This window comes from Novosphingobium sp. BL-A-28-Hi1-0D (assembly GCF_055521755.1).
In genome coordinates this window covers 291,660-304,585 of the sequence record NZ_JBVFVV010000002.1, presented here as the reverse complement: position 1 = coordinate 304,585, position 12,926 = coordinate 291,660, and the positions used below count along the sequence as shown (strand labels likewise).

11 protein-coding genes are annotated in these 12,926 nt (G+C 64.3%); 7 read left to right on the top strand and 4 right to left on the bottom strand.

Going from position 1 to position 12,926, the window contains the following annotated elements:
* Positions 1-50: 50 nt before the first annotated feature.
* A complete protein-coding gene (locus tag ACZ1JW_RS19015) occupies positions 51-479 on the top strand; it encodes a nuclear transport factor 2 family protein (RefSeq protein WP_465142907.1) in 429 nt (142 codons plus the stop codon).
* Positions 480-604: 125 nt separating this feature from the next.
* On the opposite strand, the gene ACZ1JW_RS19010 is transcribed toward ACZ1JW_RS19015, so the two are convergent.
* Entirely contained in the window at positions 605-3,070 is a 2,466-nt protein-coding gene (locus ACZ1JW_RS19010; RefSeq protein ID WP_465142906.1) for a TonB-dependent receptor, read from the bottom strand.
* Positions 3,071-3,218: 148 nt separating this feature from the next.
* On the opposite strand from ACZ1JW_RS19010, the gene ACZ1JW_RS19005 reads away from it, so the two are divergent.
* The gene (locus ACZ1JW_RS19005) at positions 3,219-4,226 is read left to right on the top strand and encodes an NADP-dependent oxidoreductase (RefSeq protein WP_465142905.1); all 1,008 of its coding nucleotides are present in this window, start codon (positions 3,219-3,221) and stop codon (positions 4,224-4,226) included.
* A complete protein-coding gene (locus ACZ1JW_RS19000; RefSeq protein WP_465142904.1) occupies positions 4,226-5,023 on the top strand; it encodes a ThuA domain-containing protein in 798 nt (265 codons plus the stop codon). The genes ACZ1JW_RS19005 and ACZ1JW_RS19000 overlap by 1 nt, the downstream gene beginning before the upstream one ends.
* Before the next feature lie 119 nt (positions 5,024-5,142).
* Here ACZ1JW_RS19000 and ACZ1JW_RS18995 read toward each other — a convergent pair whose 3' ends face one another.
* Positions 5,143-5,907, bottom strand: coding sequence for an SDR family NAD(P)-dependent oxidoreductase (locus ACZ1JW_RS18995; protein ID WP_465142903.1), 765 nt, complete (start codon positions 5,905-5,907; stop codon positions 5,143-5,145).
* A 103-nt stretch (positions 5,908-6,010) separates the two neighbouring features.
* Positions 6,011-8,389 carry a TonB-dependent receptor gene (locus tag ACZ1JW_RS18990; protein ID WP_465142902.1) on the bottom strand — a complete coding sequence of 793 codons (2,379 nt, stop codon included), beginning with the start codon at positions 8,387-8,389 and terminating at the stop codon, positions 6,011-6,013.
* A gap of 165 nt (positions 8,390-8,554) precedes the next feature.
* Here ACZ1JW_RS18990 and ACZ1JW_RS18985 point away from each other — a divergent pair, with 165 nt between their 5' ends.
* Together ACZ1JW_RS18985 and ACZ1JW_RS18980 are read left to right on the top strand one after the other, a co-directional pair.
* Positions 8,555-9,577: an NADP-dependent oxidoreductase gene (locus ACZ1JW_RS18985; protein WP_465142901.1), complete on the top strand. Its 1,023-nt coding sequence runs from the start codon at positions 8,555-8,557 to the stop codon at positions 9,575-9,577.
* The gene (locus ACZ1JW_RS18980; RefSeq protein ID WP_465142900.1) at positions 9,567-10,298 is read left to right on the top strand and encodes an SDR family NAD(P)-dependent oxidoreductase; all 732 of its coding nucleotides are present in this window, start codon (positions 9,567-9,569) and stop codon (positions 10,296-10,298) included. Before ACZ1JW_RS18985 ends, ACZ1JW_RS18980 begins: the two co-directional genes overlap by 11 nt.
* Here ACZ1JW_RS18980 and ACZ1JW_RS18975 read toward each other — a convergent pair.
* Positions 10,295-11,902: a sigma 54-interacting transcriptional regulator gene (locus tag ACZ1JW_RS18975; RefSeq protein ID WP_465142899.1), complete on the bottom strand. Its 1,608-nt coding sequence runs from the start codon at positions 11,900-11,902 to the stop codon at positions 10,295-10,297. The two genes, ACZ1JW_RS18980 and ACZ1JW_RS18975, sit on opposite strands and share 4 nt — an antisense overlap.
* A gap of 314 nt (positions 11,903-12,216) precedes the next feature.
* On the opposite strand from ACZ1JW_RS18975, the gene ACZ1JW_RS18970 reads away from it, so the two are divergent.
* Positions 12,217-12,567, top strand: a complete 351-nt coding sequence (locus ACZ1JW_RS18970) for a hypothetical protein (protein ID WP_465142898.1) — start codon at positions 12,217-12,219, stop codon at positions 12,565-12,567.
* Positions 12,564-12,908 (top strand): c-type cytochrome, encoded by a 345-nt coding sequence (locus ACZ1JW_RS18965; RefSeq protein ID WP_465142897.1) that lies wholly within the window; start codon positions 12,564-12,566, stop codon positions 12,906-12,908. Before ACZ1JW_RS18970 ends, ACZ1JW_RS18965 begins: the two co-directional genes overlap by 4 nt.
* Positions 12,909-12,926 lie beyond the last annotated feature (18 nt).

Genomic DNA, 12,926 nt, shown 5'->3' with positions numbered 1-12,926 from the left:
GCGCTGCGTTAGCCTCTCTCCCGCAACGTACCATCGGGAGAGATAAGACAATGCCCTTCACCGGCCCCGCCGAAGACCGTCTCGCCATCCGCGAGCTACTCGAGACTTATGCCGACGCCGTCACCCGCGTCGATGCCGACGACTGGGCCGCGACCTGGGCCGAGGACGCCGAATGGTCGCTGCCCGACTATCCCGAACTCGGCACCACCCGCGGCCGCGCGGCGATCAAGGCGATGTGGATCGAGGCGATGAAGAACTACCCCGGCATCATGTTCGAAGCCTGGCCCGGCTCGATCGAAGTGACCGGCGATACCGCCACGATGCGCAGCTACACCAGCGAGGTCTATGACCAGAACGGCACCACGATGCGCGACCGCGGCGTCTACGAGGACACCTGCGTCAAGATCGACGGCCAGTGGCTGTTCAAGACCCGCTCCTTCCGCAACATCCACCGCCAGCACGCGCCCAAGGGCTGCTGAAAAGCTGCCGATCGAAACAACGGCAAAGGCGCGGGGAGCAATGCTCTCCGCGCCTTTTCTATAGCCGCCAAAGAAGAGGGCCCCGTCCGCATCCGGACGAGGCCCCTTTCCATTATCCAAAGTGATCAGAAGCGCTTGATCACCGAAACCTGCACGGTGCGCGGCAGGTTGCCGAAGCCGAGCTGGTCTGCGCGCACGCCTGCGGCCGTGCCGGTGCCGCCGCCGGTCGACGGACCGTCGACCACGCCGCTCACGAAGAAGCGGTTGGTCAGGTTCTTGCCGATCACCGCGATCTGCCAGTTGTCGTCCTCGGCTCCGAAACGGATGCCCGCATCGAGCGTGGCGTACTTGCCCTGGCGCGAGAACGGATTGCCGAAGCCCGAAGCGAGGTAGCTCGACGAGTAGCGCGTATCGACGTTGAAGCCGAGCTTCAGGCCTTCGCCCGCCGCCGTCTCGTAGCCGACGCCGAACGCACCGGTCCATTCCGGCGCAACCGAAAGCGGTGCCCCGTTCAGGTTCTGGCGCGCGGAGATGCCGCCGATGAGGGTGCAGCCCTGTGCCGGGGTCTGGCCGGCATAGCAAGGTGCCGACGGGAAGTCGGTGTAGCGCGCCTTCGTGTAGTTGATCGAGCCGTGGAGGTTCAGACCTTCGATGCTGCGCGGCGCATATTCAAACTCGAGCTCGACGCCCTTGGTCCGCGCATCCGCCGTCAGCGTCTGGAAGGCGAAGATCGGCGAGTTGAAGAAGTCGACCTGCAGATCGTTGTAGGCATAGGTGAACGCGGTCAGGTTCAGGCGCAGCTGGTTGTCGGCCAGCGTCGTCTTGATCCCGGCTTCGAAGCCACGCGCCTTTTCGGGATTGAAGGTCAGGTCGGCCAGCGGATCGGACGAGAACTTGGAATTGATGCCGCCGTTGGAGAAGCCGCCCGACTTGTAGGCCGTCTTGTAGGCGCCGTAGACAAGAATGCCCTGCTGCGGCTTCCACGTCAGCGTCACTTCCGGCGACCAGTCGTCGAACACCTGGTTGGCACGGACCACGCCGAGGCCATCAGCATCGTTCTGGTCACGGAAGATGCCCTGAACGCCAAGGTTGTTGTAGGGCTGGGTAAAGAAGCTGTCCTTGGTTTCATGCGTGTAGCGCACGCCGCCCGCCAGTTCGAGTGTATCGACCAACTTCCACGTGACCTGGCCGAACAGGGCTGCGGTCTCGCCATCAGTGAAGCTGGTCTTCGACGAGGCGACGAAGCGGTTGGCGGCCGATGCAGTATCGTCACGCAGCCCCGCGAACATCACGTACTGTTCGAAGTCGCGCTTGGTCTTCTGGTAAAGGCCGCCGACCATCAGGTTGATCGGACCGTCGAATGCGGTCTGCGCGCGCAGTTCCTGGCTGAAGGCCTTCCACGTGCTGTTCTCGGTCGCCCAGGTGCCGGTGTTGCTCGTCTGGAAGTCGCAGGCGCAGGCCCAGCGGTTGTTGTTGGTGTTGTAGTTGGTGACCGAGCTGATGGTCACGTCACCCAGGTCATAGGTGACCGCGCCGTTGATCGCCCAAGAGCGATAGCGATTGTACAACTCGCCGTTGTCCTTGGCGAAGGGGAAGTTCGCCGCGATGTCGGCGGGCATGTTGTTCTGATGCGTCACGAAATCCGTGCCGCAGCGATAGCCGGTCAGCTGGCTGACGCCGGTGGCAAGGCCACAGTTGTAGGCCACGTAGTTCCAGGAGGAGTTGTTGACCTGGTTGTAGTTGTACGAACCCTTGAGCGTCATGGTCAGACGGTCGGTCGGCGTGTACTTCAGCGTGACACGGCCGAGGAACTCGTCCTCGCCGGGTGCGCGCGATGCCGCGGGCTTGGCCACCGAAACGAGCGGGTTGCCGCTACCGCCGGTGAGCAGGTTGCGGATGTCCACCGTGGTGTAGGTCCGATCCACCGAGACGTTGCGGTAATACCCGCCATCCATGATCGAACCGCGCGCGGCAAAGCGCACGCCAAGCGTGTCGCTCAGTGGGATCGAGGCGATCAGTTCGCCCTGATACTGGCGCGAGCGGAACTCATAGCCTGCGCGGGCGATGAATTCGCGGTCGTTGCCGGGATCGTTGGTGGCAAGGCTGATCACGCCCGCAGTGGCGTTCTTGCCGAAGAACAGCGCCTGCGGCCCCTTCAGCACTTCCACGCGCTTGAGATCGAAGAAGCCTTCCTGAATGATGCGGCCCTGCCCGTAATAGGCACCGTCAACGACCACGGCGACCGACTGTTCGATGCCGATCGAGGTCGAGGACGAACCGATGCCGCGCATGGTCAGCTGCGCGCCCGAACCGTTCGAGGCACGGCCGACGCTGAGGTTGGGCGTGGCGGCGGCGATCTTCTCGATCGAGGTGATGTCGCGCTGCTGGATGGTCTTTTCCGAAATCGCGGTCACGGCAACCGGTACGGTCTGTACCGATTCCTCGCGCTTGCGCGCAGTGACGATGATTTCCTCAAGGCCGCCGGAGCTGGCGGCGTCCTGCGCGCCTGCCTGCGCTGCGTCCTGCGCGAATGCCGGGACGGCCGCGCCGAATGCGCAGGTCGCCAGAAGAATTCTTTTAAAGGTGTGCATGCCACATCCTCCCATTTTGATTATGCCAAGTCGCGCGTATAATCTCGGATTGGCCAGTTCTCTGCCTCGCCAATGCGTTAGCCTCATCCTTTGGCTAGGTGCCCGGATGCCGTAGCGTCGGCACGTCCTTGGCCTGAGAGGAAATGCCGTGACTGAAAACCGCTTCTGGCGACTGGACCGCCACCCCGAAGGCTCCGATTTCGACAGCGCGCTGAGCCTGCAGACCGAGACGCTCGGGGACCTTGGCGAGGGCGAGGTGCGCATCAAGGTGGGCTGGCTCTCGATGGACGCCGGCACCCGCATGTGGATGAGCCCGCGCACCGATGGCTATCAGCCCCCGCTGCCGCTGGGTTCCAAAATGGCAGGCCTTGTGCTTGGCCATGTCAGCGAGAGCCGCGATGCCGCCTTCCCGGTCGGCTCGCTTGTGCGCGGCTTCGGCCAGTGGGCAGATTACGCAACCGTCCTCCCGTCACTCTCCGGCCTCGAGATCGTCGACGAGACGCTGGGCGACATCCGCCACCACTTCGGGGCGCTGGGCATGAACGCCTGGACCGCCTATGTCGGCGTCAAGGAAGTCGCCGCGATCAAGCCCGGCGAATGGCTGGTCGTCTCCGCCGCAGCGGGCGCAACTGGCTCGATGGCCTGTCAGGTCGGCCGCAACCTCGGCGCGAAAGTCATCGGCATAGCGGGCGGTCCGGAGAAGTGCCGCTACCTCACCGAACAACTCGGGGTAGATATCGCCATCGACTACAAGAACGATGACGTCGCAGCCCGACTCGCCGCTGTCGAAAGCGGCGTCCACGCCTATTTCGACAATGTCGGCGGCCCGCTGCTCGATGCGGTCCTGCCCAACATGGCGCACTATGGCCGCGTCGCGGTCTGCGGCATGGTCGCGGCATACGACAACGATGCGCCCCTTCCTGGCCCCGCGCGCTTCGATCAGGTGCTGATGCGGCGGCTGCGGATCGAAGGCTTCTTCATCCCCGACTTCCTCCATCGCGGCGCCGAATTCCTGCCGACCTTGCGCCAGTGGGTCGATGCCGGAACGCTGACGGTGAACCTCGACGAGACGCAAGGGCTGGAGAACACGCTGGTCGCCTATGACCGGATGCTGTCGGGCAAGGCCATCGGCAAAGTCATCGTGAAAGTCGCCTGATGCCGATAATCAACCACCGCGCCCCGCTCCAGTGCCTCGTCGCCGTGCGCGGACACCCGTTTGACCGTACCGCGTTCGATGCAATGTTTCAGGCCATGGACGGCATCTCGGCCACGATGGTCGATCAGCCTGCCGCCGCCCTGCTTATGAACCCCAAGGCCATGCGCGGTTTCGATGCGCTGGTGCTTTACGACATGCCCGGCCTCGATTTCGAAGCGCCCGAGAATGCCCCGCTCTACCGCGAGCCCGATGCGGAGTTGAAGGCAGGCTTCCGGGCGCTGCTCGAAGAGGGCAAGGGCATCGTCGCCCTGCACCACGCGCTGGCCGGATGGCCGACGTGGACCGAGTATCATCAATGGCTGGGCGGGCAGTTCTTCTACCACCCCGGCCAATGGCAAGGCGCGTCGGTGCCCGACAGCGGCTATTGCCATGACGTGACGCACGAGATTGAAGTCTGCGGCGATCACCCGGTGACGCAAGGCCTGCCCGAACGCTTTACCCTGACCGACGAGATCTATCTCGGACAAGTGATCGAAGAGGGTGCAACCCCGCTGCTGCGCTCATCCGCAAGCTTCGACCGCGATCACTTCTGGTCGGCCGAACTTGCGGTTAAAGGTGAAATGTACAGCCGCGAAGGCTGGCAACATCCCCCGGGATCGAACCTGGTAGGGTGGACGAAGCAGGCGCTGAACAGCCGCCTTGTCTATCTCCAGCCCGGCGATGGCCCCTCGGCTTACGACAGTCCACACTATCGGCGTCTGGTAGAGAACGCGATCCGGTGGGTGGCTGCGCCCTGAAGCCGCGCCCCCGCGCAGGCGGGGGCTTCAGCCGGTTTACTGAAGGGTTCTGTAACAACACCGAGGCCCCCGCCCCCAGAATTTCTTCAGGCGCGAGGGCGCAACAGTCAGGCGAGCGCTCAAAGCGCCGTCATCCCCCCATCGACGACAAGTTCCGTCCCCGTAACATAGCGGCTCTCGTCTGAGGCCAGGAACAGGTTCATGTTGGCGATATCGAGCGGCGCGCCCATATAGCCCATCGGTACCAGCGCCAGCGTGGCATCATAATTCGCCGCGTTGTCTTCCTGCGCGACGCCCTGGATGTTGGTCAGGATCATGCCGGGGTGGACCGAGTTCACACGGATGCCGTCCTTGGCCGTCTCGACCGCGATGGTCTTCGAAAACAGCCGCACGCCGCCCTTGGCTGCCGCATAGGCCCCGCAAGCGGGCACGCCGATCAGGCCTGCCACCGACGAAATGTTGATGATCGAACCCTTGATCCCGGCCTTGCGCATCAACGCAACCGCGCGCTTGGTACCCTGGAACACGCTGTCGAGATTGACCGAGTTCTGCAGGTTCCAGTCGGCCGTGGTCATGTCCTCGATCGGGCGCAGCACCGCGATGCCCGCATTGTTCACGCAAACGTCAAGCTTGCCATCCTCGGCCTCGATCGCGGCAAAGACCTCGTCCCACTGCGCCTCGTCGGTCACGTCATGCAGCACGGCCTTGGCCTGACCGCCAGCAGCGCGGATGCCCGCGGCCACCTTCTCGGCTCCGGCAAGGTCACGGTCCGTAAGCCAGACCTTGGCGCCTTCCTCGGCGAAACGCTGCGCAGTTGCACTGCCAAGCCCCGGCACCGAAGCGCCACCGGTCACGAGTGCGATCTTGCCGGAAAGACGGCCCATCTTGTCATTCTCCCATAAAAAACCGGAGGGGCGGAAAGGAACGTCGCCTAAGCGACCCTCCCCCGCCCCCCCGGCAAGGTGGATCAGGTTATCAGCGCTGGCTTCAGAACTTGAAGCCTGCGGTCACGCCGTAGGTGCGCGGTTCGAGCGCCATGCCGAACGACCAGAGACCAGCCACGGTGAACGCGTGGGTCGTGGTCTTCTCATTGAGCAGGTTGCGACCGAAGACGCGCAGGTAGGCCTTGGTGCCCTTGAGGTCGAAGTTGAAGGTCATCGACGCATCGACGAGGTCCTGCGTGGTGGTGCGCACGCGGGCATCGTTGCCGTTGACCGTAACCCCGGTGGCAGCGCCCGCACCATTCGTCGCAACCGTCAGCGACTGGGCCGAAAGCTGCTCGTCGTACGGCGAGATATGACGCCAGCCAACGTTCGTTGAGATGTCGCCGAAGCTGGTCGGATGCGTGTATTCCGCGCTGAGCGAAGCGGTGAAGTCAGGCGCGTAGATCAGGCGGTTGGCCGAATAGTTGAACGGAACCAGACCTGCACCGCAGGCATTGGTTGCCACCGGCCCGCCAGCATAGGCACCGCACGTCACGAAGTTGCGGAAGTGCGAGTCCATGATCGCGATCGAACCGTTGAACTTGAGGTTCTCGGTCACGCGCAGAGTGCCGTCGGCTTCGATGCCCTTGATCAGCGCGCCGCCCGGAACGTTGCCGGTGATCGTCTGGTTGCCGGTCGGACCGCCCGGAACGGTCAGGTTCTGCTGCATGTCCTTGTAGTCGGACACGAAGCCGGCAACGTTCAGTTCCAGCTTGCGGTCGAACGCGGCCAGCTTGACGCCGATTTCATAGGCATCGACGGTTTCAGGCTGGAACGGCGTGCTGGCAGTGGCAGCGGTTGCTGCGCGGGGGCTGAAGCCACCCGAGCGATAGCCGCGCGACCACGAGGCATAGACCATCACGTCCTGGTTCGGACGCCAGTCGATGCCAACCTTCGGGGTGAACTTGTTGAAGCTCGCCTTGCCCTTGCCGACCAGAGCGATCTTGGTCAGGTCGATGTTGTCGGGATCGAGCAGGACGTTGGCCGCAAAGCCGTTGCTCAGCTCCTTCTTGTCGTGGCTGTAACGACCGCCGAACGAGAGGCGGAAGTTCTCGGCAAAGGCCCAGTTGAAGTCGCCGAACACCGCATAGCTCTCGGTCTTGCCTTCGACGCGCTGGGCGTTGCGGTCAAACAGCGTCGGCGGCGTGGCAGGGCTGAAGCCGAACACGCGCGACCACTGCGTCAGGTCGTAATCGGACTTGAAGTAGAAGCCGCCGACGACGTAGTCGAAGCCATCGAACAGGTTGCCTGCGGCGCGCAGTTCCTGGCTCCACTGTTCGTAGTGCTGGCGACGGTCGACATAGTACAGGTCGGTCGAGGAGCCGTCGAAGTCCTGGGTCTGGGCTTCGGTGCTCTTGCGCCAGCCGGTGATCGAGGTCAGCTTCACGCCGCCTGCATCGTAGTTCATTTCCAGCGTGGCTTCGGGCGCCTTGTAGTTGCTCGAAGCTGCATCGCCGAACGTCGTATAGAGATCGGTCGTGGTGTTGCGGTTGCATTCGCGCGAGGGAATGAACGCGCAGAACACTTCGCTGCTGTTGGTGATGTTGCTGACGACCGGGTCGAAGACCTGTTCGACCTGCGCCACGGTCAGCTGGGCGTCAAAGCCCGAACCGGTCGGCTTGAACAGAAGGCTCGCACCGTAGTTTTCACCGTTGCTCCAGCCAGCGCTGACATTGCGCACGACGTTCTTGTAGAAGCCGTCGGTCTCGTTGTGGAAGTACCACGCCTTGACGCCCCAGCTTTCATCGTTGCCGTAGTTCGCAATGATCTTGGTGTTGAAGGTGGCAAAGCGGCCATAGGTCACTTCGGCCTTGAGGCCCGGCTTCATCGTCGGCTTCGAACGCTGGATGCTGATCACGCCGCCGATGGTGTTGGCGCCGAACAGCGTGCCCTGCGGGCCGCGCAGTACTTCAAGCTGGGCGATGTCGAACGCATCCTGCAGCTGGCCGGTGTTGGTGCCGATCATCACGCCATCGACAAGCACGCCGACGGTCGGGGTCTGCGACTTTTCGATGTCGGCGTAGGTCAGGCCGCGGATCGAGATGTTGGCAGCCTGCGCGCCCGAGTTCTGCTGCGTGATCAGCAGGCCGGGAGCGGCGCCCTGCAGGTCGCCGATGTTCACGGCAGCCTTGCTCTCGAGCATGGCGGTGTTCACGGCGGTGATGGCGACAGGCGTGCTCTGCAGCGTTTCCGAACGGCGACGGGCGGTCACGATGATCGCACCGGTATCACCGTTCTCGGTTGCTTCGGCAGACTGGTCGGCGGCAGACTGGTCGGCCTGTGCGGCCTGCGGCTCGTCGGCAGCGAACGCCGGAAGCGAGAAACCGATTGCAGTGGTGGTCAGGGCAGCGGCGATCAGGCGCCGTGCGGCAGTGCGTCTCATGAGTATCCTCCCTCAAGGGTAACCTCGCCCGCTGAGTGGCGATAGTTCTCCTCTTTCATCCACTGCTGCGGTCCGGGAACCAACTGCGACTTGTTACAGGTGCCTCTGCCGGTACATGTTCCATGCTTGCCGTAACGTTCGGACAAGAATCCGGGAGAGATCACAATGACCGTCAATCGCCGCTTCCTGCTTGCGCGCCGCCCCCATGGGACACCGGTGCCCGAAGATTTTTCCCTTGTGGAAGAGGCAGTTCCCGCAGCGCCGGAAGGCGGATTCGTCGTGCGCAATTGCTATGCTTCGCTCGATCCTGCCCAGCGCGGATGGATGGACGATGCTCCCAGCTACTTGCCGCCGATCCCTTTGGGAGACCCGGTGCGCGCCTCGACCATCGGCGTCGTTGCCGCCTCGAACACCCCGGAATTTGCCGTCGGCGACTGGGTCCTGGGCATGAATGGCCTTGAAGACTACTCGGTGAACGGCGCGGGCGGATTCACCATGAAGGTTGATACAAGCCTTGTGGATTCGCCATCGCGGTTCCTCTCGGCGATGGGCGCGGTCGGCCTTACGGCTTACTTCGGCCTGATCGACGTGGCCAAGCCAAAGCCGGGCGAAACCCTGCTCGTGTCGGGTGCTGCTGGGGCCGTCGGTTCGGCGGTCGGCCAGATCGGCAAGATTCTCGGCTGCCGGGTGATCGGCATTGCCGGTGGCCCGGACAAGTGCCGCCGCCTGATCGAAGACTACGGCTTCGATGTCGCCATTGACTACAAAGGCAAGTCAGTCGCCCAGCTTGCCGCGGAGATTCGCGAGGCCGCGCCCGGCGGCGCCGACGTGATCTTCGAGAACGTCGGCGGGGACGTCTTCGATGCCGAACTGCTCAACCTCGCCAAGCACGCGCGCATCGTGTTGTGCGGGCTGATCAGCGAATACAATTCGCCCGAGAAGATCGGCGCGCGCAACATCTGGTCGATCCTTACCCAGCAGGCCACGCTCTACGGCTACCTGATAATGGACTATGCCCCGCGCTTTGCCGAAGGCGGCGCGGTCATGGCCGAATGGATGGCGCAAGGCCGCCTGCGCATTGACGAGGACATCCAGACCGGGCTTGAGAACGCCTATGACGCCTTCATGCGGCTGTTCACCGGCGCCAACACCGGCAAGCTCGTGCTGAAGATCGCCGATGGGCTCTGATCGCCGCGCCTCTGATCGCCTTAGGGGCCGCACGGCCATCGTGACCGGTGCGGCTTCGGGAATCGGGGCCGCCACCGCCGCGCGTCTGCGCGCAGATGGCGCACAAGTCTTTACCGCAGACGTGCAGGGCGATGTCGATTTCATCGCTGACCTGACCCAGCCCGATGCCAATGCCCGCCTTGTCGAACAGGCCATTGCCGCCATGGGCGGGCTCGACACGCTGGTCCCCTGCGCCGGAATCAGCGCGTTCCACCCGCTCGAGGGCCACGACGACGCCTATTTCCTGCGCGTGCTGGAAGTGAACCTCATCGCGGTCTTCCGCCTCGTCCGCGATGCCACCCCGCATCTCAAGGCCGCGGGTAACGGGCGCATCGTCACCATCGGCTCGACCACCTCAAGCCACGGCGACGAGGGCCTCGCCGCCTATTCCGCGTCCAAGCATGCGGTTCTAGGCTTCACCAAGTCGGTCGCGGCCGAACTCGGACCCTTCGGCGTCACGGTAAACTGCGTCCAGCCCGGCGCCATCGCCACCCCGATGACCGCGCCCGCCTTCACCGACATGCCCGAATTCCGCACCTTCTGGGAAAACAAGGCCCCCTTGCGCCGCCTCGGCCAGCCCGAGGACATCGCCGACGTCATCGCCTTCCTGTGCAGCGACGATGCCCGCTTCATGTCCGGCCACGGCGTCTGGGTCGATGGCGGCGCGATGGTCAGGCACTAACCCGCCTTGTCCCGCCCCAAACGATAGAGCAGTTGCGCACGGCTGATGCCGAGCAATGCGGCTGCGCGCGTCTTGTTGCCGCCCGCCTTTTCGAGCGCGCGCGCGATCATCCGCCGCTCTGTGGTCTCAAGATCCATCCCGGCATCGACCAGTTCCGCCGCCGCATCTCCGGCGCGCACGTCGCCATCCACCACCCGGAATGCAGGCGGCCCGAGCACTTCCCCGCCCGAGAACAGGTGATGCAGCCGCAGCGGCTCCCCGTCGCGGGCCATGATCACGCCGCGCTCGATCACGTTCTCCAGTTCGCGGATATTGCCCGGCCATTCGTAGCCCAGCATCGCCGCCACCGCGCTTTCCTCGAAGCCCGTCAGACGCTTGCCATAGCGGCTGCTGTAGAGCCCGAGGAAATGCTCCATCAGCAGCGGCAGGTCGGCACGGCGTTCGCGCAAGGGCGGAATGCGGATGGGAAAGACGTTCAGGCGATAGAACAGGTCGGCCCGGAATGTCCCCGCCTCCACCGCCGCGCGCAGATCGACATTGGTCGCCGCAACAAGACGCACGTCGGACTTGTACACCCTCGTCCCGCCAACCCGCTCGAACTCGCTCTCCTGGATGGCACGCAGCAGCTTGCCCTGCGCGGCAAGTGACAGGGTCGCGATCTCGTCGAGGAACAGCGTGCCACCCTTCGCCCGCTCGAAGCGGCCCGGCCGTGACGCGTTCGCCCCGGTAAACGCGCCTTTCTCCACCCCGAACAGCTCGGCTTCGAGCAGATTTTCGGGGATCGCCGCGCAGTTCACCCCGATGAACGGCCCTTGCGCGCGCCGCCCCATGGCGTGGAGATTGCGCGCGAAGATCTCCTTGCCCACCCCGCTCTCTCCCGAGAACAGCACCACGGCATCGGTATCGGCCACGTGCCCCAGCATGTCGAACGCCACGTTGAAACCTGCCGAAGCGCCCACGATCCTTCGGCCACCGGCTTCGACGACCGCTTCCCCTGCAGCAGGCGTGATCTCGTTCAGCTGCGCGCCGCGCATGTAGCGCAAGTCATCCTGCCAGTTCTGCCATTCCTCCGCCGGACGGCCGATGACGCGGCAATGTTCGTGCCCCATCGCCACGCATTCGACCTCGCGGAACAGGATCGGGCGGCCAAGGAACACGCTGGCATAGCCGCTGGCATAGCCGATCTGTGACCAGCCTGCGGGCAGCGGCCCACGCCCGAACAGTTCGAGATGGGCATTGCATTCGGTCGATCCGCGCCAGATGTATTCGGCGGCAAAGGCCCCCGTGGCCGTATCCATGCTCACGCTGACCGGATCGGTGCGGACCATGCCTTCGAGCATGTGCAGGCCCGGCCCCACGGCGAACATCTCGTAGATCGTTGCATCGGGCCGGACCTTGCTGGCGATCTCGGCGTCCATCGCCCCGCTGTTGTAGCCCTGCCGGGTGAACAGCCCGCGCGCCTTCTCAAGCCCCACCGCCTCGATCACTTCGTGGCGCAGCAGGCTGAAGGCCCGCGCATGGATCATCATCATGCGCCGCCCGGCCAGCCAGATATGGCCCTGCGCGTGATCGAAGTGGAGCTGGTTGAACAAGTCTGCAGACATCAGGCGTCTGTATCATTTCAGACACTCCACCTCAAGGAATGGCGTAAATCAGACAATCGTTGATTCAGGTCCGGCAGGCCAGATTGGGCACCCCCACCACCAAAATCTGCAGAATCAAAAACAATATCAACACGATAATCCAACTTCGCCTGCTCCTCAGACCCAACTGGCACGGCAATTGCTAAAACGCCTCCACAGCCGTGGATAGCGGCGAGCGACCGGAGAGATGCACGAAAGCGCAGGGCAGGGCCTGTCGCACTTGGCTCCCTTCCGTTGCCCGCCGGACCGGCACGGCCACGAAGAGGAGATAGCGCATGATGCCTGCCTTGCCTGCGATCAGCCGCAGGACTTTCCTGTCCGTCAGCACCGTCGCCGGTGTGGCAACTGCCGTGCCCGCCGCTGCAGCGGTCCTCGCCCCGTCCGGACCGCTCGCCATCGCGTCCCACCGCACGGGCGTTCCGGCCGACTGGCAGGGCGCCGCCGTGGTGCTGTCAGGCGACTATTCGCAGCGCCTTGCGCAAGTGCGCGAAGCCCTCGCCATCAGCGTCGGCCGCGAAGTCGCGCTGTTCCTTGATGGCGCCGACGCCGTCCTGTTCGACATCGCCAACATCGACCGCCGCGCCACCCTGCGCCCGGTCATCCGTCCCTCGGGAGCCTCCGCATGAACGCGCGCAACCTGCCCCTCCTTGCCGCCGGTGCGGCACTCCTCGCAGCGTTTGCCCTGCCCGCCGGTGCTGCTCCGGCGGCCCCTGCCGCAACGCCCTCGGGCCAGTGGCCATCGCCTCAAGTGTTGTGGGACAAGACCTGCGGGCAATGCCACCTGACCGGCGTCGGCCCCGAACTGCGAGGCCGCGCGCTCCCGCCCGAATACATCCGCAGCGTCGTGCGAAACGGCATGCTCGCCATGCCCGCCTTCCCGCACTCGGCCATCGACGATGCCTCGCTCGATGGCGTCGCCCGCCTCGTGTCCACCTCGAAGTTGCCCAAGCCGGCGGCTAAGCGCTGAACGGCAAGGAGAGAGACA

Excerpts from the sequence above, each read along its gene's own strand:
- ACZ1JW_RS19015 (WP_465142907.1), top strand. The coding sequence starts at position 51 with ATGCCCTTCACCGGCCCCGCCGAAGACCGTCTCGCCATCCGCGAGCTA.
- ACZ1JW_RS19010 (WP_465142906.1), bottom strand. The coding sequence starts at position 3,070 with ATGCACACCTTTAAAAGAATTCTTCTGGCGACCTGCGCATTCGGCGCG.
- ACZ1JW_RS19000 (WP_465142904.1), top strand. The coding sequence starts at position 4,226 with ATGCCGATAATCAACCACCGCGCCCCGCTCCAGTGCCTCGTCGCCGTG.
- ACZ1JW_RS18995 (WP_465142903.1), bottom strand. The coding sequence starts at position 5,907 with ATGGGCCGTCTTTCCGGCAAGATCGCACTCGTGACCGGTGGCGCTTCG.
- ACZ1JW_RS18990 (WP_465142902.1), bottom strand. The coding sequence starts at position 8,389 with ATGAGACGCACTGCCGCACGGCGCCTGATCGCCGCTGCCCTGACCACC.
- ACZ1JW_RS18985 (WP_465142901.1), top strand. The coding sequence starts at position 8,555 with ATGACCGTCAATCGCCGCTTCCTGCTTGCGCGCCGCCCCCATGGGACA.
- ACZ1JW_RS18980 (WP_465142900.1), top strand. The coding sequence starts at position 9,567 with ATGGGCTCTGATCGCCGCGCCTCTGATCGCCTTAGGGGCCGCACGGCC.
- ACZ1JW_RS18975 (WP_465142899.1), bottom strand. The coding sequence starts at position 11,902 with ATGTCTGCAGACTTGTTCAACCAGCTCCACTTCGATCACGCGCAGGGC.
- ACZ1JW_RS18970 (WP_465142898.1), top strand. The coding sequence starts at position 12,217 with ATGATGCCTGCCTTGCCTGCGATCAGCCGCAGGACTTTCCTGTCCGTC.
- ACZ1JW_RS18965 (WP_465142897.1), top strand. The coding sequence starts at position 12,564 with ATGAACGCGCGCAACCTGCCCCTCCTTGCCGCCGGTGCGGCACTCCTC.